The organism is Microbacterium sp. PF5 (genome assembly GCF_004794315.1).
Classification (GTDB): domain Bacteria; phylum Actinomycetota; class Actinomycetes; order Actinomycetales; family Microbacteriaceae; genus Microbacterium; species Microbacterium sufflavum.
Map to the genome: position 1 here is coordinate 80727 of NZ_SSDQ01000171.1, position 17277 is coordinate 98003.

A 17277-nucleotide genomic window follows, 5' to 3' on the forward strand; every position below is an offset into this window, starting at 1 on the left:
ATCACGCCGGCGCGACGACACCGTGCGACGACGTGATGATCGATTCCCTCGCGGACGCGCACCCGCGCCTGGCTGTCGGGACAGCCCGCGACCGTGAGGACGGCACACGGATGGCCGTGTGCCGTCTAGAAGGTAAAGGGTTACTCGTTACCGGCACAACGCCGTTCGGACGGCCTGGCGGCCCGGCGCAGAGGTCTGGCCGATCGTCGGCTCCGCGCTGGACGAACGTCGAGCGCGACGTGCCCGGTCAGATGCGGCGGGGGCCCGGACCGTCGTCGCCGAGGGTGTCGTCGGGATTGAGCAGGCGGCACGCCTTGAGCGACAGGCAGCCGCAGCCGATGCACCCCGTGAGCTCGCGCTGCAGGTGTTCCAGCTGGGTGCGACGCTCCTCGAGCTGTGTGCGCCACAGCTTCGCGACCCGGCGCCAGTCGGCGTGCGAGGGCGGCGTGTCGATGGGCAGCGTCTGGAACAGCTCCTGCACCTCGCTGAGCGGGATGCCGATGCGCTTGGCGACGACGATCAGCGAGACGCGGCGGAGCATGTGCCGGCGGTAGCGGCGCTGGTTCCCCGCGGTGCGCGTCGACGAGATGAGGCCGAGCTGCTCGTAGAAGTGCAGCGCGGAGGGGGCGACGCCGGTGCGCCGGGTGACCTCGCCGATCGGAAGCAGGTCTTCGGGTTCCATCGTGCGCTCCCTTCGCTCGACCTCAACAATAGATGAGGTCTGCGCGGTGGAGGGGCGACGACGGCGCCCCTCCACCGGTGGACCGGGGAGGGGCGCCGTGGGGCGAGGGCGGCTCAGCTCGCAGGAGCGGAGCGGAACGTGCTCGACCGGGAGGGGATGCCGTCGGGCAGGAACGGGGCCGAGCCGACCTCGACGGGCGGGTCGTCCTTCGTGTGGCGGTTCCACAGCTGTCCCGGCACGGCCAGCAGGAACTCGTCGATCTGGACGACGGCACCGGCCGCCGGGTCGATCGACAGCCGATAGCGCTGCTCGTCGGAGGCGTAGGCGAGCACCTTGACCGCCGTGGAGTCCTCCTCGACCGTGATGCCCGGAGCGAGGGCGAGGGCTTCGAGGAAGGTCGCGCGGTACTCCGGCGATCCCGTGTGCAGCAGGGTCGAGGTGGAGAGCGTGGAGAGCATGTGCTCGGCGGCCGGCACGTCGTACCGCTCGTACGTCCGGTCGAGGATCCCGCTCGCCTCCAGGTCGCCGTCGACGAGTTCCGCGGACTCGGCGATCTCCGCGTCCATCAGATCCCTCATGCCCTGGGTCCAGGCCTCGAGGAAGGCGGCGGGATCGTGCGGGAAGTCCGCGGGCGACACAGGGAGCGTCTCCGGCGGCGAGTCCGCCGAGTGCGGGTCCTCGGCCACGGGTGGCGTGCCGAGGGGGCCGATCTCCGTGCTGCCGTAGTAGTCGTTCCACGCGGCCGCCACGGCGGCCTCGTCTCCGTAGACGTCGGTGGAGTGGAAGCGGATCTGGTCGGTGACGTGCAGGGTGCCGTCGGCGTCGAGCCGGTACGTGCCGCTCCACTGCGACACGACGGCGCCGGTGGCTCCGGCGCGGATGTCGCCGAAGGGTGCGAACACGGTGTTCGGGCCGCCGACCATCCCGAGGTGCCTGGTGGTGATGGTGACCGCGGTCATCTCCGAGGCGGGGGCCGCAGCCGCGGCGGCCCTGATGGACGCGGCGGTCTCGGTGAGGTACTCGGCGGCCGACGCGGCCTGTGGCTGGCTGACGACCCCGGGCGGCGCCACGGCGATGGCGGTCACGACGGCGGCGGCGACGGCGGCACCGCCGAGCGAGACCACCGCGATGCGGCGGAGGGGGCGCGAGCGCCGGGAGCGGGCGATCTCCTGGTGCAGCGCCCGGCGGGGCGCCTGGGGGGAGGTGGGATAGGTGGGCCGGATCTCCCTGACCTGGTCAAAGATGTCCATGAGCGGACTCCGTCTCTGCGTAGCGGATGTGTGTGGTGGCCGAGCGGGGGGCGTGCGCGAGGCGCGCGGGTGCCGGCGGTGGGGGCGCGGAGAGTTTCGCGCGGATGCGGCTCAGCCGGGAGCGCACCGTGCCGATGGGGATGCCGAGCGCCGCGGCGATCTCCGGGTAGGTCAGATCGCCCCAGGCGTGCAGGAACAGCACCTCGCGGTCCCTGGCCGACAGTGCGGCGATCCGGGGGAACAGATCCTCCAGCTGGGCCGAGGCGTCCAGCCGGGAGATCGAGCGGTCGAGGTCGTCGACCGTGTCCTCGTCGCCGGCGCCGAACGCGGCGTGCAGTGCGCGCCAGTGCGTGGCCTGCGCCCGCCGGTGCTGCGCGAGCACCTTGGTCGCGATCCCCATGAGCCAGGGGAGCGCGGAGGTCCTGGTCATGTCGTAGCGCTTGCGCCGACGGAACGCGGCGAGGAAGGTCTCGCTGACGATGTCGTCGCTGGCGTGGGGGCCGACCCGCCGCGCGACGTAGGCGGTGACGGCGGTGATATGTCGCTCGAAGATCTCGGCGAAGCGCTCCGCCGACGTGAGCGAGTCACGGATGATGTCGTTGTCGTTGGTCACAAGAGGTATCCGCATCCCGGCCGCATCCGGTTCCAAACCGGTCCGCGCGGCGAGGCGCTGCCGGCTGACGTCAACAGTAGGGGTGGCGGCGGGCGGCGATGGGTATCGTCGAGGCGAGGACGCCGATGTCCCGCCGCGGGAGGAATCATGGAACGGGTCGACACGGTCGTGGTCGGAGCCGGGGTCGCGGGACTGACCGCGGCACGGCTGCTGCAGGACGCCGGGCGCACGGTGGTCGTGCTGGAGGCTCGGGACCGCGTCGGCGGTCGCGTGCACACGGATCGGACGGACGGCGCCACCGACCTCGGCGCCTCGTGGATCCACGGCGTCGACGGGAGCCCGGTGGCGGCGGCGGCCGCGGCCTTCGGCATGCGCACGGTCGAGTTCACGGTGGGCGGCTACCAGGTCGACGGTCGTCCGATCGCGAACTACGGCGTGGACGGGCGGCGGCTGCCCGATGAGGCCGCCCGTGCCTTCGCGGCCGACGTGCACGCGGTCGATGCCGTCCTGCCCGAGGTCATCGCGGCGTCGGCGCCCGAGGCCTCGTACCGCGAGGCCACGGAGGAGGCCCTGGCGCGGCAGGGGTGGGATGCGGATCGCACCCAGCGCGTGCGCGAGTATCTGGAGCACCGCGCGGAGGAGCAGTACGGCGCGTGGATCGAGGGCCTCGCGGCGCACGGGCTCGACGACGACCAGATCGACGGCGACGAGGTCGTGTTCCCCGACGGGTACGGCGCGCTGCCCGAACGGCTGGCGCAGGGTCTCGACGTGCGGCTCGGCCACGTGGTGACGGCCGTCGACTGGACCGACGGGGTGCTGGTGCACACGGGGCGCGGCGTGTTCGCGGGCGACACCGCCGTGGTGACGCTGCCGGTCGGGGTGCTCCACTCCGGGGCGGTCGACATCGTGCCCCCGCTGCCTTCGGCCAACGCCGACGCGCTCGGACGGCTGCGCATGAACGCGTTCGAGAAGGTGTTCCTGCGCTTTCCCGAGCGGTTCTGGGACGAGGGCGTCTACGCCATCCGGCAGCAGGGCCCGGAGGGCCGCTGGTGGCATTCCTGGTACGACCTCACCGCGGCGCACGGGCGTCCGACGCTGCTGACCTTCGCGGCGGGGCCGGCGGCGACCGCGACGAGGGACTGGGCAGACGAGCAGGTCGTGGCCTCGGTCATGGCGCAGCTGCGGCGGCTGTACGGCGACCGGGCCGTGGAGCCCGTGGCCGTGCACCGCACCGCGTGGCAGGACGACCCGTTCGCGCACGGCTCGTACGCGTACATGACGCTCGGCTCCACGACCGCCGACCACGACGACCTCGCGACGCCGATCGGGGGCGTGCTGCACCTCGCCGGGGAGGCCACCTGGACCGATGACCCCGCGACCGTGCCGGCCGCGATGCTGTCCGGTCACCGCGCCGCCGAGCGCATCCTGGGCGCGGCCGTCCCGATCGAGCGGCTCTGGGCCGACTGACCCCTGGGTGCTCGACGGGCGGGATCGTGCTCGCGGGAGTGTGGGGCCTGGCGTGACGGCGGTCAAGCCCCTGCGCTCGGCCGTGGTCGCGCGCGTAGCGTCGGGGCACCAGACAGAGGAGGCACGACATGAGTGATCCGCAGAACACGCAGGGCACGCCGGGGGCCGACGAAGAGGCCGACACCGCCTCGGGTGGCGCTCCCGACGAGGGCGGCGACACGACGGACGAGGTGCTGGAGCGCGAGACCACCGACGACCAGGGGCGCCCGCTCGACAACCCGTCGGGCGGCTGACCCCGCGGGGGCGGCGGGTCAGGATCGGTCCAGGTGGCCCGGGTTACCCTCGGGTCATGCGCCGATTCGCCGTCGTCCCCCTCCTCCTCGCCGCCGGGCTCCTCGCGGGCTGCTCGCAGGTCACCCAGGCCGCCGGCGACGCCCTCGGGGTCGATGTTCAGGGCGCGTGCGCCACGATCGACGACGCCTACGCGCAGTACCAGGGTCTGCTCGACCAGGGTGGGGCGACCGCGGAACAGGCGGATGCCGCGCGCGATCGGCTGGTGGCGACGCTCGACGATCTGGCGGCCGGGATCGACGGCCACCTGGGGGACGTGATCGCCTCGGGTGCCGATCAGATCGATGGACTGGGAGACCTCCAGTCTCCGGAGACGATCCAGGCCGTGGAGCAGTTGCACGAGTCGCTGGGGGCGTTCTGCGGCTGACGCGGACGGGGCTCCCGGGATAGTTGCGTTTTCGCAACCATCGGCGTATGGTTGATCTCGATCAACTTTCTACGCAGGAGCGTTCCCCCTTGTCACACACCTCTTCTTCTCCGGCCGACGCCACGCGCTCGGCCCGCGAGGTCTTCACCGCGATCTCCGGCCTCATCGTCGGCATGTTCGTCGCCGTGCTCTCGGGCACCGTGGTGTCGACCTCGATGCCGGTCATCATCGCCGACCTCGGCGGCACGCAGTCCCAGTACACCTGGGTCATCACCGCGAGCCTGCTGGCCACCGCCGTCTCCACCCCGATCTGGGGCAAGCTCGCCGACCTCGTCGACCGCAAGGTGCTCATCCAGATCTCGCTGATCCTCTTCACGGTCGGCACCGTGATCGCCGGGTTCTCCACCGACACGAACATGCTCATCGCCGTGCGGGTGATCCAGGGCATCGGCGTCGGCGGGCTCATGTCGCTGGTCATGATCGCGGTCGCCCTCATCATCTCGCCGCGCGAGCGCGGCAAGTACATGGGTGTCGTCGGCGGGATCATGGCCCTCGGCACCATCGGCGGCCCGCTGCTCGGCGGCGTCATCACCGACGCGTGGGGCTGGCGCGCCAACTTCTTCGTCGGCGTCCCGTTCGCGATCGTCGCGCTCGTGCTGCTGCAGTTCACGCTGCACCTGCCCAAGCCGCAGCGCGACACGAAGGTGTCGATCGACTACTTCGGCATCGTGCTCCTGGCCGTGGGCGTGTCCAGCCTCCTCATCTGGGTGTCGATGGGTGGCAACCAGTTCGACTGGGACTCCTCGACGAGCATCGTGCTCGCCGTGATTGCCGGCGTCGCCATCGCCGGGTTCGTGGCGGTCGAGTTCTTCGTGAAGGAGCCGATCGTGCCGATGTCGCTGTTCCGCAACCGCACGTTCACGCTGTCGGTCATCGCCTCCATCGCGATCGGCGTCTCGATGTTCGCCACCTCGGTGTTCCTCGCGCAGTACTTCCAGCTCGCCCGCGGCGCCACGCCCACCGAGTCCGGCCTCATGACCATCCCGATGATCATCGGGCAGATGGGTGCGTCGATCATCATCGGCCAGCTGGTCAGCCGCTTCGGCAAGTGGAAGGGCTGGATGCTCACGGGCTCCGTGCTCGCCACGGTCGGCGTGAGCCTCATGTCCACGCTGCGCTACGACACCCCGTTCATCCTGGTCGCCGTCTACATGTTCGTGCTCGGGGCCGGCCTCGGCATGGTCATGCAGAACCTCACCCTCATCGTGCAGAACGACACCGATCCGCGTCAGCTCGGCGCCGCGTCGTCGAACGTCAACTTCTTCCGCACGATCGCCGGCACCATCGGCGTGACCGTGATGGGATCGCTGCTCTCCTCGAGCGTCGCGACGTACGTCAAGGACGGGCTCGAGGGCTTCACCCCGTCGAGTCAGGCGGAGGTCGACGCGCTGAAGCACCTCGCCTCGGGCGACGTGCCGAAGGTGGGCCAGCTGCCCGACGCCATCCGCTCCATCGTCGAGAGCGCCTACGGCCACGGCATCGCCGACGCGTTCATCATCGCCATCCCGCTCGCCGTGATCTCGATCATCGCGATCGCGTTCATCAAGAACAAGCCGCTGTCCACCAAGAACGCCGCGGAGCAGCTGCGCGAGCAGGCCGAGGAGTCGGTCATCGAGGTGTCGGAGGCCGAGGTGGGCGCCTCGCTCTCCACGGGCACGATCCGTACCACGCGGGCCGAGCCGGCGACCACCACGGGAACGGTGGGCGTGCTCGAGCGCGAGGATCGGACGCGGGAGCGCTGAGATGATCGCCCCCGACGCGGTCGGCACTGCCGACGTCGACACGGCGCTCAGCGACCTGCAGGCGCACCTCAACCTGATCTTCGCGCGGACCCGGTCGCTGTGGAAGGAATCCGCAGCCCGGGTCCACCCGGAGCTCCCGGTGGCGGGGTACAAGCTGCTCACGTTCATCGACAGGGCCGGGTCGGCCAATGCGCACGAGCTCGCCGAGCGCTTCGACATGGACAAGTCGGTCGTCAGCCGCCAGGTGCGGATGCTCGAGGAGCTGGGGCTGCTGGACTCCCACCCCGACGAGCGTGACGGCCGGCTGCGGGTGCTCACCGCGACCCCGGGGGCGTGCACCGCGCTCGCCGAGGTCCGTCGCGAGTACGGCACCCGGCTGCGGGCCGTGATCGACCAGCTCACGCCGCGCGAGATCGAGGCCGCGTCCAAGGCCTTCCGGCTGCTGTCGGAGGTGTGACGCCGCCCGCCCGAAGCCCCGCCACCCCGGAGGTGGCGGGGCTTCGCCGTACACTGGCGGCATGAGTGCCCCGTCCGACCCCGCCCCCGGCGAGGGCGCCGTCGACACCTCCGCGTCGTCGGAGATCGACGTCGATCACGCCGCCGTGGTGCGCGTCGAGCACGAGCTCGGGCGACTGATCGCCCGCATCCGCGTCGCCTGGCGCGAGGCCGCGGTGACGGTGCACCCCGAGCTGCAGCCGCTCGGCTATCAGGTGCTCACCTCGATCCTGTCGGGCAAGGCGGCGACGGCCGGTGCCCTCATCGAGCGGCTCCAGACCGACAAGTCCGCCGTCAGCCGGCAGGTGCGGCAGCTCGAACAGCTCGGACTCGTCGAGAGCATCCCCGACCCGGAGGACGGTCGTGCGCGTCGGCTCGTGGCGACGCCCCTCGCGCAGGAGCGGGTGGCACTCGCGCGTTCCCGCTACGAGGGGCGGATCGGCGAACGACTGCGGAAGTGGTCGACCGCCGACCTCGACCACTTCGCGACCCTGCTGGCCGACCTCGGCGGCGGCTGAGCGGGAATACCGCGGGCGCTGCGGGGATTGGTCCCCACTGTGACTCTTTACGACCCCGCCGTCCTCGGCGCCCTGCCGCTGTCCAACCGCGTCGTCATGGCGCCCCTCACGCGCACCCGCGCCGGCGCCGACGGCGTGCCGACGCCGGTCATGGAGGAGTACTACCGCCAGCGGGCCGGGCAGGGCCTCATCGTCTCCGAGGGCACCTGGCCCGCCCGTGAGGGCATGTCCTACCCGGGTCAGCCGGGCATCGTCACCCCCGCCCAGATCGAGGGGTGGCGTCGCATCACCGACGCCGTCCACGCGGCCGGCGGCACGATCGTGATGCAGCTCATGCACGGCGGACGCGTCGGGCACCCCGCCATCTCGGGTGAGCCGCGCGTCATGGGGCCGAGCGCCCTTGCCGCCCCCGGCCAGACCCGGACGCCGGAGGGGAAGCGCGACCTTCCCGTCGCGCACGCGCTCACGCTCGACGAGATCCCTGTGGTCGTGGAGCAGTTCGCACAGGCCGCGCGCAACGCGATCGCCGCGGGCTTCGACGGGGTCGAGGTGCACGGCGCGAACGGCTACCTGGTGCACGAGTTCCTGTCGCCGGTGTCGAACGTGCGCGACGACCGCTACGGCGGGTCGCCCGAGAACCGCGCGCGCTTCGCGATCGAGGTCACGGCGGCCGTCGCGGCCGCGGTCGGCGCGGACCGCACGGGTATCCGCCTGTCGCCGCAGCACGGCATCCAGGGTGTTCTGGAAGACGACGCGGATGACGTGCGGGCCACCTACACCGCGGTCGCCGAGGGGCTCGCGCCGCTCGGCCTCGCGTTCCTCGACGTGCTCCACGCCGAGCCGTCGGGCGACCTCGTGCAGCACCTCCGCCGGGTGGCGGGCGCGCCGCTGATCGTCAACACGGGCTTCGGCGTGCCCACCACGCGGGAGTCCGCGGAGGAGCTGGTGGCGGAGGGGTGGGCCGACGCGGTCGCGGCGGGCCGCCCGGTGATCGCGAACCCCGACCTGGTGGAGCGCTGGCGCACCCGCGCGGAGCTGAACGAGCCGCGTCCCGAGCTCTTCTACGGCTCCACGGCCGAGGGGTACGTGGACTACCCGTCGCTCGAGGGCGTGCGCTCCGGGAACTGATGGCGGGAGGGGTCGGCGTCAGGCCGGCCCCTCCTCCTGCTCGCGCCGCGCGGCCGCCTCGCGCATCCGCCGCCGGATGCGCAGCGCGATGAAGACCACGAGCAGCAGAACGATGGCGCCGACCGCGATGTCGGAGAGCAGGCCGCTCCACTGCTCCAGGATCGGGCGGATCGCGGGGCCGAACGCGAAGCCCAGGCCGATCCAGATGCCGTTCCACACCGCCGACCCGACCATGGTGTAGAGCGTGAAGCGCCACAGGGCCATGCGCTCGATGCCGGCCGGGATGGAGATGAAGGAGCGCACCAGCGGCACGCACCGGCCGAGCAGCACCGCGCGGCCACCCCACCGCTGGAAGAACGCCTCCGCCTTGTCGAAGTCGTCGTGGTCGAGCAGGGGGATGCGACCGACGAGACGTCGTGTGCGGTCCCGGCCGATCGCGGCACCGATCGCGTACCAGATCCAGGCCCCGACGAGACCGCCGATCGTGGCGGCCGCCCAGGCGCCCCACGCGCTCATGCGTCCGTCGTACGCGAGGAAGCCGGCGGCGGGGAGGATCGCCTCCGAGGGGATCGGCGGCACGAAGGTCTCGATGAGCACGGCCAGCCCGACGCCGATCTCGCCGAGCGACTCGATCAGGCTGAGGACCCAGCCGATGAAGCCCTCGTATCCGGACTGGGGGGCGGCGAGGGCGAGGGTGCCGTGGGTCATCGTGTCCTCTGTCGGGGGATCGCGGTGATCGTGCGGGGGTCCCCTGCACGGTATCGCCCCTCCCTGGACTCCACCTGCGCGGGTGCCGCACGCTCGCGCCTCCTGTCAAGGTGCTGGTGCGCGCAGGTCCGGTCGGCCGATGCTGGGACATGCGACCCCGAGGAGGAGACATGTCCGATCAGCGACGCGACGAGACGACCGGGTTCCACGGTGAACCGCCGACGGCGAACAACGGCGAGGGCGACGCCCCGGAGGTCGACATCACCGACCTCGGTGAGGAGGAGCGGGAGGACGGCGTGGAGGTGGACGACCGCCCTTAGCCCGACTTTGACATAGGTCAATATCTGGCCTACGGTCGAGGCATGGCCTCGGAAGACTCGCGCGATCCCCTCCACGACCGGATCGCCGGGTCGACCGCCGCTGAGATCTCCGACAGCATCCGCGACCTCGTCGAGCGCGGCGCCCTCGCCGCCGGCGACCAGCTGCCTCCCGTGCGCACCCTCGCCGAGCGCCTCGGCGTCAACCGCAACACGGTGCTGGCGGCCTACCGGGCCCTCGTCGTCGCGCGCATCGCGGCCACCGGCGGGCGCACCGGCACCACCGTGCTCGGCCCGGGGACCGGTCCCGACGAGGGTTTCACGCCGGGCACCGTGCTGCGCGACATCGGCAGCGGCAACCCGCAGGCGGCGCTGCTGCCCGACCTCGCCGCGGCGTTCGCGACCGTGCGCCCGGAGCACGTGCTGTACGGCGAGTCCGTCATCGACCCCGAGCTCGCCGAATGGGCGACCACGTGGATCGCCGAAGACCACCCGCGCCCGTTCCGGCTCTCGGTCACGGCGGGGGCGGTCGACGCGGTCGAGCGGCTCCTCGCCCAGACTCTCGTGCAGGGTGACCGCGTCGGGCTGGAGGACCCGTGCTTCCTCTCCAGCATCCAGACCGCGCGGCTCGCGGGGTACGCCCCCGTCGCCATCCCGGTCGATGCCGAGGGGATGACGGTCGACGGCGTGCGCGCGGCCCTCGACAGCGGGGTGCGCGCGATCGTCTGCACGCCCCGCGCCCACAACCCGACGGGCGCGAGCATCACCCCCGCGCGCGCGGCCGAACTGCGCGCCGTGCTCGCCCCCTACCCGCACGTGCTGCTGATCGAGGACGACCACTTCTCGCTGCTCGCCCCCACGCCCTACGCCAGCATCATCGCCCCCACCCATGAGCGCTGGGCCCTGGTCCGTTCGGTGTCGAAGTTCCTCGGGCCCGACCTGCGTCTCGCTGTCACGGCGTCCGACCCGGTCACGGCCGGACGCCTGGCCCTGCGACTGAGTCCCGGCACGATGTGGGTCAGTCACGTGATGCAGCGTCTCGCCGCCGGCATGCTGCGCGATGCCGATGTGCGGGAGCAGATCGCCAGGGCCGGCGCGCACTACGCCGCCCGCCACGCCGACTTCGTCGCACTGCTGCGCGAGCGCGGGATCGCGGCCGACGACGGGGCCGGGCTCAACGTGTGGCTCGACGCGCACGACGATGCCGCGCGCGCGGCCGAACGTCTCGCCGCGCGCGGCTGGCTCGTGCGCTCGGGAGCAGACTTCGCGCTCGAGCACGGGGGGCCGGGCGCCCGCCACCTCCGCCTCACGGTGCACGACCTCGACGACGACGACCTGCAGCGCCTGGCCGACGATGTCGCGGCGGTCGTCACGGTCGCGGGGCGGGAGTCCGCGGGATGACCGGGGTGCTGCGCGTCGGGCGCTCGTCGCGGCTCGACGGCGTGCAGTACGACCTGCGCGGCACGGTGGCCGCGCGGGCCGCGGAGCTCGAGGCCCGCGGCGAGGAGATCCTGCGGCTCAACATCGGCAACCCCGCGCCCTTCGGGTTTGAGGTGCCGACGGTGATCGTGGAGGCGCTGCAGGCCGCCCTGCCGCACGCGCACGGATACTCCGAGTCGCTCGGCCTGGTCGAGACCAGGGAGGCGATCGCGGCGCACTACGCCCGGCGCACGGGCTTCCCGCGGGTGGACCTCGACGACGTCACGGTGGGCAACGGCGTCTCCGAGCTGGTCGGCCTCGTGCTGCAGGCGCTGCTCGAACCCGGTGACGAGGTGCTCGTGCCGAGTCCGGACTACCCGCTGTGGACGGCGTCCACGGTGCTCGCCGGTGGCACCGCGGTGCACTACCCCTGCGTCGAGGAGGAGGGCTGGCTGCCCGACCTCGACGCGATGGCCGCGCTGATCGGCCCGCGCACGGTGGCCATCGTGGTCATCACCCCGAACAACCCCACGGGCGCGGTGTACGACCGGCGCACGCTGGAGGGCATCGCCGAGCTGGCGCGACGGCACGGGCTCCTGCTGCTGTCCGACGAGATCTACGACCGGGTCGTCTATCCCGGGCACGCGCACCTGTCCATGGCGGCGGTCGCGTCGGATCAGCCGTGCGTGACGTTCGCGGGACTGTCCAAGACCCATCGCGTCGCCGGGTACCGCGCAGCGTGGGCGGTGACCTGCGGCTTCGCGCCCGACGACCCGTTCCTGTCCGGACTGCGGCTGCTGGCCTCGCTGCGCATGTGCGCCTCCGTGCCGGCGCAGCACGCGATCACCGCGGCGCTGGAGCACGACACCTCGCTCGACGCCCTGGTCGCCGCCGACGGCAGGCTCACGGTGCAGCGCGACGCCGCCACCGCCGCGTTGCGGGCGATCCCCGGTGTCGAGGTGACGGAGGCGGGCGGCGGGCTCTACCTCTTCCCGCGGCTGGACCCCGCGCGCTACCCGGTGCTCGACGACGAGCGTCTGGTGCTCGACCTGCTCGACGCGGAAGGGATCCTCCTGGCGCACGGCCGCGGGTTCCACTGGCCGCGGCCCGACCACCTGCGGATCGCGTTCCTGCCGGAGGCGCCGGTGCTGGTGGCTGCACTGCGGCGCTTCGGCGGGTTCCTCCAGGGCTACTCTCCGCCGGGGAGCTGACGCCGTAGAGACCCGGTGGAGTGACCGAGTGGCCAGGTTGCGGTCCGCAAGACCGTGTACGCAGGTTCGATTCCTGCCTCCACCTCCAGACCGGCTCGCCCGAGCCGACCCAGACGACGAAGGACACCGCCATGCACGACCAGCTCATCCCCGCCGCGAAACCCCTGATCGGCGATGAGGAGGTGGCTGCGGTCGAGCGGGTGCTGCGCAGCGGCATGCTCGCGCAGGGCGCCGAGGTCGCAGCGTTCGAGGAGGAGTTCGCCGCCCACTTCCTCCGCGGGCGCACGACCGTGGCCGTGAACTCCGGGACGAGCGGGCAGCTGCTGGGACTGATCGCGGCGGGCGTCGGGCCGGGGGATGAGGTGATCGTGCCGTCGTTCACGTTCGCCGCCGTCGCGAACTCGGTCGTGCTCGCCGGCGCCACCCCGGTGTTCGCCGACATCGAGCCCGTGCACTTCACCCTCGACCCGGAGCACGTGCGCGCACTCGTCACTCCGCGCACGAAGGGCGTCATGCCGGTGCATCTGTACGGCCACCCGTTCCTGGTCGATGGGATCGAAGAGGTCGCCGCGGCGCACGGCCTCGCGATCTTCGAAGACGCCGCGCAGGCGCACGGCGCGTCGTGGCGGGGTCGCCCTGCCGGCACGATCGGGTCGTTCGCGATGTTCAGCCTGTACCCCACGAAGAACATGACGGCGATCGAGGGCGGCATGGTCGCCTGTGCGGACGAGGGCATCGCCCGCCGTGTGCGGCTTTTGCGCAATCAGGGCATGGAGACGCAGTACGCCAACGAGATCGTCGGCTACAACAACCGCATGAGCGAGGTGCACGCGGCGGTGGGCCGGGTGCAGCTGCGCAATGTCGCGGCGTGGACGGCGCAGCGGCAGCGCAACGCGGCCGTGCTCGATGCCGCGCTCGACGGCATCGACGGGCTCACCGTGCCGCGGGTCGCGGAGGGGGCGGAGCACGTGTACCACCAGTACACCGTGCGCATCGCGGACGGGGAGCGCGACCGCGTGCGGGAGGCGCTGCGCGAGGAGCACGGCGTGGGCACGGGCGTGTACTACCCGATCCCGAACCACCGACTGCCGTCTCTCACGCGCTACGCGCAGGGCGTGGAGCTGCCGGAGACCGAGCGGGCCGCGGCCGAGGTGCTGTCGATCCCCGTGCATCCCTCGCTCACGGAGGGCGAGCTCGACCGCGTCGTCTCCGGGCTCACCGCCACGATGTCGGCGGGCGGCTGAGGCTACGCGGCGAGACCCAGCCACGCACGCGGCGAGTGGCCGAGACGCTGCGTGAACACCCGGGAGAACGCGGAGGCGCTCGCGTAGCCGAGCTCCGCGGCGACCGCGCTGACCGTCATGCCCGCGCGGAGCTGTTCCTGCGCGATCGTGAGCCGCCACTCGGTGAGGTAGTCGCCCGGCGCCCGGCCGACGACCTCTTTGAAGCGGGCCGCGAAGGCGCTGCGCGACAGGGCGGCGCGGCGGGCGAGGGCCTCCAGCGTCCAGGCCTCTCCGGGGGCCTCGTGCATCGCGACCAGGGCGGGGGCGAGCCGCTCGTCGGCGAGGCCCGGCAGCAGCCCGGGCGGCAGGGCGAGGCCGTCGGGGTGGTCGAGCATCCACCGCAGCAGTTGGATCAGCACGACCTCGAAGAGGCGGTCGGCGAGCAGCGGGCGACCGCAGCGGACGTTGTCGACCTCGGCGAACAGCAGGTCGAGCGCGGGGGAGAGGGTGGCGACCTCGTCGAGGGGCAGCACGATCACGGGCGGCAGCGTGCGGACGAGGGGGTGGGTGGCACCGCCGTCGACGTCGATCGTGGCGCACGCGAAGTCGGATTCCGCGGTCGGGGCGTTGAGGAACGTGTGGTCGAGCGGGCGGGGGAAGAACAGCAGGCTCGGGCGGGTGATGCGCTCGCGCGCACGGCCGCCGTCGACGCGCGGATACGTCAGCTCCAGTTCGCCGCGGCGCAGCACGTGCAGGAACCCCTGTCCTCGGCTCGCCGCGAACTCCGTGGTGCCGCACAGGGGCCCGGTGTGGAAGAGCCGCGTGCGCACGCGGAACCGATCGAGCAGGGGTGTGAGGCGGTCGAGGGGTGGCACCTCTCCATTCTCTGGACGATCTGCGGTGAATGCAAGACCGGATGATGCGTATCGTCCGGGGGATTCGAGAAGACTGAGGGCGGGTCGACACCCGGCCCGATCGAACAAAGGAGCATCCCGTGCCCAACGTCCCTCTCATCGACCGTGACGCCGCCACCGGACCCGTCAAGGACCAGCTTGACCAGATCGGTGCCGCGTTCGGCGCCGTCCCCGCCATGTTCCGGGCCGTGGCGAACTCCCCGGCCGCGCTGACCAGCATGTGGAGCGCGTTCGGCGCCTACGGGGGCGGTTCGCTCGGAGCCGCGCTCAGCGAGCAGATCGCGGTGGCCGTCGCCAACCGCAACTCCTGCGGCTACTGCCTCGCGGCGCACACCGCGCTGGGCAAGAAGGCCGGGCTCTCCGCCGACGCGCTCGCCGCGGCGCAGGAGGGCACCTCGGAGGACCCGCGCACCGCGGCCCTGCTGACCTTCGCGCTCGCGGTGGTCGAGCAGCGCGGGCAGGTGAGCTCCGCCGAGGTCGACGCCGTGCGCGCCCAGGGCTGGAGCGACGAGGAGATCGTCGAGACGATCGGCCAGGTGGCGCTCAACCTGTTCACGAACTACGTGAACCTCGCGCTCGACGTGCCGATCGACTTCCCGACGGTGCCGCTGCGTCGCGCCGCGTGACGACACGGGAAGGGGCCGGATCCGCGGGGGATCCGGCCCCTTCTCAGTGCGCGGGCTCGACCTCGTCGAGCCAGGTTGCGATCGCCGTACGCGCGCGGTGCTCGAGTCGGGGGCCGTGCGCGGCCGCCTGTCTCCGGATCGAGCGGGGGTCGATGCCGCGGTGGTGCAGCTCGTGCGCATGGCCGATCAGCCAGCGCTCGATCGTGCGGTGGTCGGCCTCGACGTGGAACTGCAGCCCGAGTGCACGACCCCGCGAGAACGCCTGGTGCGGGAAGCCGGGCGTGCGGGCGAGGTGGCGCGCGCCCGGGGGGATCTCGAAGGCGTCGCCGTGCCAGTGCAGCACGGGCTCGCCGTCCAGCGCCGACAGCGGTGAGGTGCGCCCGTCCGGCGTGAGGTCCACCGGCGCGTACCCGATCTCGACGCCGCCCGTCGGGGCGACCCGAGCCCCCAGCGCCTCGGCGAGCATCTGGGCGCCGAGGCAGATCCCGAGCGTGGGACGGTCCGCCGCGAGTCGTGCCGACAGGGCGTCCTTCGTGGGGGCGAGGAACGGGTAGCGGTCGTCGTCGTACACGCCGATGGGGCCGCCGAGCACCACCACCAGATCAGCCGAGGCGACCTCGGCCCGGTCGAGTTCGTCGACGCCGGCGTCGTGATACCGGACGCGGTAGCCGCGCTCCTCCAGCAGCGGCGCGAGGATGCCGAGGTCTTCGAACGCGACATGGCGCAGAGCGAGGGCGGTGCGCGTGGGGGTCGATGCGCTCATGGGTCTCCTGGTCGGGTGGGAGTCGCGGTCAGCCGAGTGCGGCGAGGGCGTCGTCGATCACGCTCACCGCCGTGTCGAGCTGCGCGTCGGTCGTGGTGAGCGTGGGGAGGAAACGGATGACGTTGCCGTCGCTGCCCGCGGTGAGGAGCAGGATGCCTCGCTGCGCGGCGAACTCCGCGATGGCCGTCGCGGCACCCGCGAGGGGCCGCGTGGTGCCGGGCTCGCTCAGCTCGAACGCCTGCATCGCCCCGATCCCGCGGACGTCGCCGATGATCCGGTGGCGCGACGCCAGCTCGGTCAGCCGTGCCCGCAGGTGCGCGCCGATGCGGGCCGCGTCGTCGAAGAACTCGCCCTCCGCGAGCTCGTCGAACACCGCGACGGCCGCGGCGATCGACACGGGGTTGCCGCCGAACGTGCCGCCGAGTCCGCCGGGGTCCGGTGCGTCCATGATCTCGGCGCGGCCGGTCACTCCCGCGAGCGGCAGTCCGGCCGCGATGCCCTTCGCGGTGAGCACGAGGTCGGGCACGAGGCCGAAGTGCTCGCTCGCGAACCAGGTGCCCGTGCGGCCCAGGCCGGTCTGGATCTCGTCGGCGATGAAGACCACGCCGTGGCGCGTGCACCACTCCTGCAGCGCGGGCAGGTAGCCGTCGGCGGGCACGACGAAGCCGCCCTCGCCCTGGATGGGTTCGGCGATGACGGCGGCGAGGTCGCCCGCGCCGATCCGCTGCTCGAGGTAGCCGATCGTGCGGGCCGCCGCCTCGGCGCCGCTCAGGCCGTCGCGGTACGGGTAGGAGTTGGGGACGCGGTGCACGTCGGGCGCGAACGGGCCGAAGCCCGCCCCGTACGGCACGGCCCGGTGGTTCATCGCGAGCGCCAGGTTCGTGCGGCCGTGGAACGCGTGATCGAGGGCGGCGACGGCGCGGCGGCCGGTGTGCCTGCGGGCGATCTTCACGGCGTTCTCGACGGCCTCGGCGCCGGAGTTCGCGAGCATCGTGCGCTTCTCGTGGTCGCCGGGGGTGTGCGCGGCGAGCAGCTCCGCGAGGTGCACGTAGCCCTCGTAGGGGGTGACCGTGAAGAGGGTGTGGGTGACGCGGTCGAGCTGATCCGCCGCCGCGGTGACCGCCGCGCGGTTGGTGTGCCCGATCGTGGTCACGCCGATGCCGCTGCCCAGGTCGAGGAAGCGGTTGCCGTCGACGTCGGTGACCCAGGGGCCGTCGGCGTGCTCGATGTAGACCGGCAGCACGCTGCCGACGCCGCGGGGCACGACGCGCAGGCGCCTCTCGTGCAGCGCGCGACTGCGGGGGCCGGGCACCTCGGTGCGCAGGCGCGGGGTGATCAGGGCGGTGTCGGAGAACAGGCCGGGCACGGTCATGGGCGGACTCCTTCGGAGAGAGGGCGACGGCCGGCGGGCGCGCGGCGTGAC

Annotated in this window: 19 protein-coding genes and 1 tRNA gene; 13 read left to right on the forward strand and 7 right to left on the reverse strand. The window is 72.5% G+C overall.

Annotated features, from left to right (window positions below):
- Positions 1-247: 247 nt before the first annotated feature.
- The 3 genes from soxR to DW297_RS17475 all read right to left on the reverse strand — a co-directional run bounded on the left by soxR (position 248) and on the right by DW297_RS17475 (position 2545).
- Complete coding sequence (soxR, locus tag DW297_RS17465) at positions 248-682, reverse strand: redox-sensitive transcriptional activator SoxR (RefSeq protein WP_136034779.1); 435 nt, start codon at positions 680-682, stop codon at positions 248-250.
- Between the two features lie 113 nt (positions 683-795).
- Complete coding sequence (locus tag DW297_RS17470) at positions 796-1932, reverse strand: hypothetical protein (protein WP_136034781.1); 1137 nt, start codon at positions 1930-1932, stop codon at positions 796-798.
- A complete protein-coding gene (locus DW297_RS17475; RefSeq protein WP_205814380.1) occupies positions 1919-2545 on the reverse strand; it encodes an RNA polymerase sigma factor in 627 nt (208 codons plus the stop codon). Before DW297_RS17475 ends, DW297_RS17470 begins: the two co-directional genes overlap by 14 nt.
- Positions 2546-2692: 147 nt before the next feature.
- On the opposite strand from DW297_RS17475, the gene DW297_RS17480 reads away from it, so the two are divergent.
- The 7 genes from DW297_RS17480 (at position 2693) to DW297_RS17505 (ending at position 8673) form a co-directional block, all read left to right on the forward strand.
- Positions 2693-4012: a flavin monoamine oxidase family protein gene (locus DW297_RS17480; RefSeq protein WP_136034786.1), complete on the forward strand. Its 1320-nt coding sequence runs from the start codon at positions 2693-2695 to the stop codon at positions 4010-4012.
- Positions 4013-4140: 128 nt separating this feature from the next.
- Positions 4141-4305: a hypothetical protein gene (locus tag DW297_RS19030; RefSeq protein ID WP_168442898.1), complete on the forward strand. Its 165-nt coding sequence runs from the start codon at positions 4141-4143 to the stop codon at positions 4303-4305.
- Positions 4306-4361: 56 nt separating this feature from the next.
- Entirely contained in the window at positions 4362-4730 is a 369-nt protein-coding gene (locus DW297_RS17485; protein WP_136034789.1) for a hypothetical protein, read from the forward strand.
- A 173-nt stretch (positions 4731-4903) separates the two neighbouring features.
- Positions 4904-6532 carry an MFS transporter gene (locus DW297_RS17490; protein WP_372490598.1) on the forward strand — a complete coding sequence of 543 codons (1629 nt, stop codon included), beginning with the start codon at positions 4904-4906 and terminating at the stop codon, positions 6530-6532.
- Between the two features lies 1 nt (position 6533).
- Positions 6534-6989: a MarR family winged helix-turn-helix transcriptional regulator gene (locus tag DW297_RS17495; protein ID WP_136034793.1), complete on the forward strand. Its 456-nt coding sequence runs from the start codon at positions 6534-6536 to the stop codon at positions 6987-6989.
- A gap of 61 nt (positions 6990-7050) precedes the next feature.
- Positions 7051-7545, forward strand: a complete 495-nt coding sequence (locus DW297_RS17500; RefSeq protein WP_136034796.1) for a MarR family winged helix-turn-helix transcriptional regulator — start codon at positions 7051-7053, stop codon at positions 7543-7545.
- A gap of 39 nt (positions 7546-7584) precedes the next feature.
- On the forward strand, positions 7585-8673 hold the full coding sequence (locus DW297_RS17505) for an alkene reductase (RefSeq protein ID WP_136034798.1): 1089 nt from the start codon (positions 7585-7587) through the stop codon (positions 8671-8673).
- 18 nt (positions 8674-8691) lie between these two features.
- Here the strand turns inward: DW297_RS17505 and DW297_RS17510 are convergent, their stop codons facing one another.
- Positions 8692-9381, reverse strand: a complete 690-nt coding sequence (locus tag DW297_RS17510; protein WP_136034800.1) for a DedA family protein — start codon at positions 9379-9381, stop codon at positions 8692-8694.
- 170 nt (positions 9382-9551) lie between these two features.
- Here DW297_RS17510 and DW297_RS19035 point away from each other — a divergent pair, with 170 nt between their 5' ends.
- The 5 genes from DW297_RS19035 to DW297_RS17530 all read left to right on the forward strand — a co-directional run bounded on the left by DW297_RS19035 (position 9552) and on the right by DW297_RS17530 (position 13572).
- Complete coding sequence (locus DW297_RS19035) at positions 9552-9701, forward strand: hypothetical protein (RefSeq protein ID WP_168442899.1); 150 nt, start codon at positions 9552-9554, stop codon at positions 9699-9701.
- Positions 9702-9743: 42 nt separating this feature from the next.
- On the forward strand, positions 9744-11099 hold the full coding sequence (locus DW297_RS17515) for an aminotransferase class I/II-fold pyridoxal phosphate-dependent enzyme (protein WP_136034802.1): 1356 nt from the start codon (positions 9744-9746) through the stop codon (positions 11097-11099).
- Positions 11096-12328 (forward strand): aminotransferase class I/II-fold pyridoxal phosphate-dependent enzyme, encoded by a 1233-nt coding sequence (locus DW297_RS17520; protein ID WP_136034804.1) that lies wholly within the window; start codon positions 11096-11098, stop codon positions 12326-12328. The genes DW297_RS17515 and DW297_RS17520 overlap by 4 nt, the downstream gene beginning before the upstream one ends.
- Positions 12329-12342: 14 nt before the next feature.
- Positions 12343-12416, forward strand: a tRNA-Cys gene (locus tag DW297_RS17525).
- 43 nt (positions 12417-12459) lie between these two features.
- Positions 12460-13572 (forward strand): DegT/DnrJ/EryC1/StrS family aminotransferase, encoded by a 1113-nt coding sequence (locus DW297_RS17530; protein WP_136034805.1) that lies wholly within the window; start codon positions 12460-12462, stop codon positions 13570-13572.
- Positions 13573-13574: 2 nt separating this feature from the next.
- On the opposite strand, the gene DW297_RS17535 is transcribed toward DW297_RS17530, so the two are convergent.
- Complete coding sequence (locus DW297_RS17535; RefSeq protein ID WP_136034807.1) at positions 13575-14426, reverse strand: AraC family transcriptional regulator; 852 nt, start codon at positions 14424-14426, stop codon at positions 13575-13577.
- A 119-nt stretch (positions 14427-14545) separates the two neighbouring features.
- On the opposite strand from DW297_RS17535, the gene DW297_RS17540 reads away from it, so the two are divergent.
- On the forward strand, positions 14546-15091 hold the full coding sequence (locus tag DW297_RS17540) for a carboxymuconolactone decarboxylase family protein (protein ID WP_136034809.1): 546 nt from the start codon (positions 14546-14548) through the stop codon (positions 15089-15091).
- Positions 15092-15134: 43 nt separating this feature from the next.
- Here DW297_RS17540 and DW297_RS17545 read toward each other — a convergent pair whose 3' ends face one another.
- Together DW297_RS17545 and gabT are read right to left on the reverse strand one after the other, a co-directional pair.
- Entirely contained in the window at positions 15135-15854 is a 720-nt protein-coding gene (locus DW297_RS17545) for a glutamine amidotransferase (RefSeq protein ID WP_136034812.1), read from the reverse strand.
- Between the two features lie 28 nt (positions 15855-15882).
- Entirely contained in the window at positions 15883-17226 is a 1344-nt protein-coding gene (gene gabT / locus DW297_RS17550; protein ID WP_136034813.1) for a 4-aminobutyrate--2-oxoglutarate transaminase, read from the reverse strand.
- Positions 17227-17277: the final 51 nt, after the last annotated feature.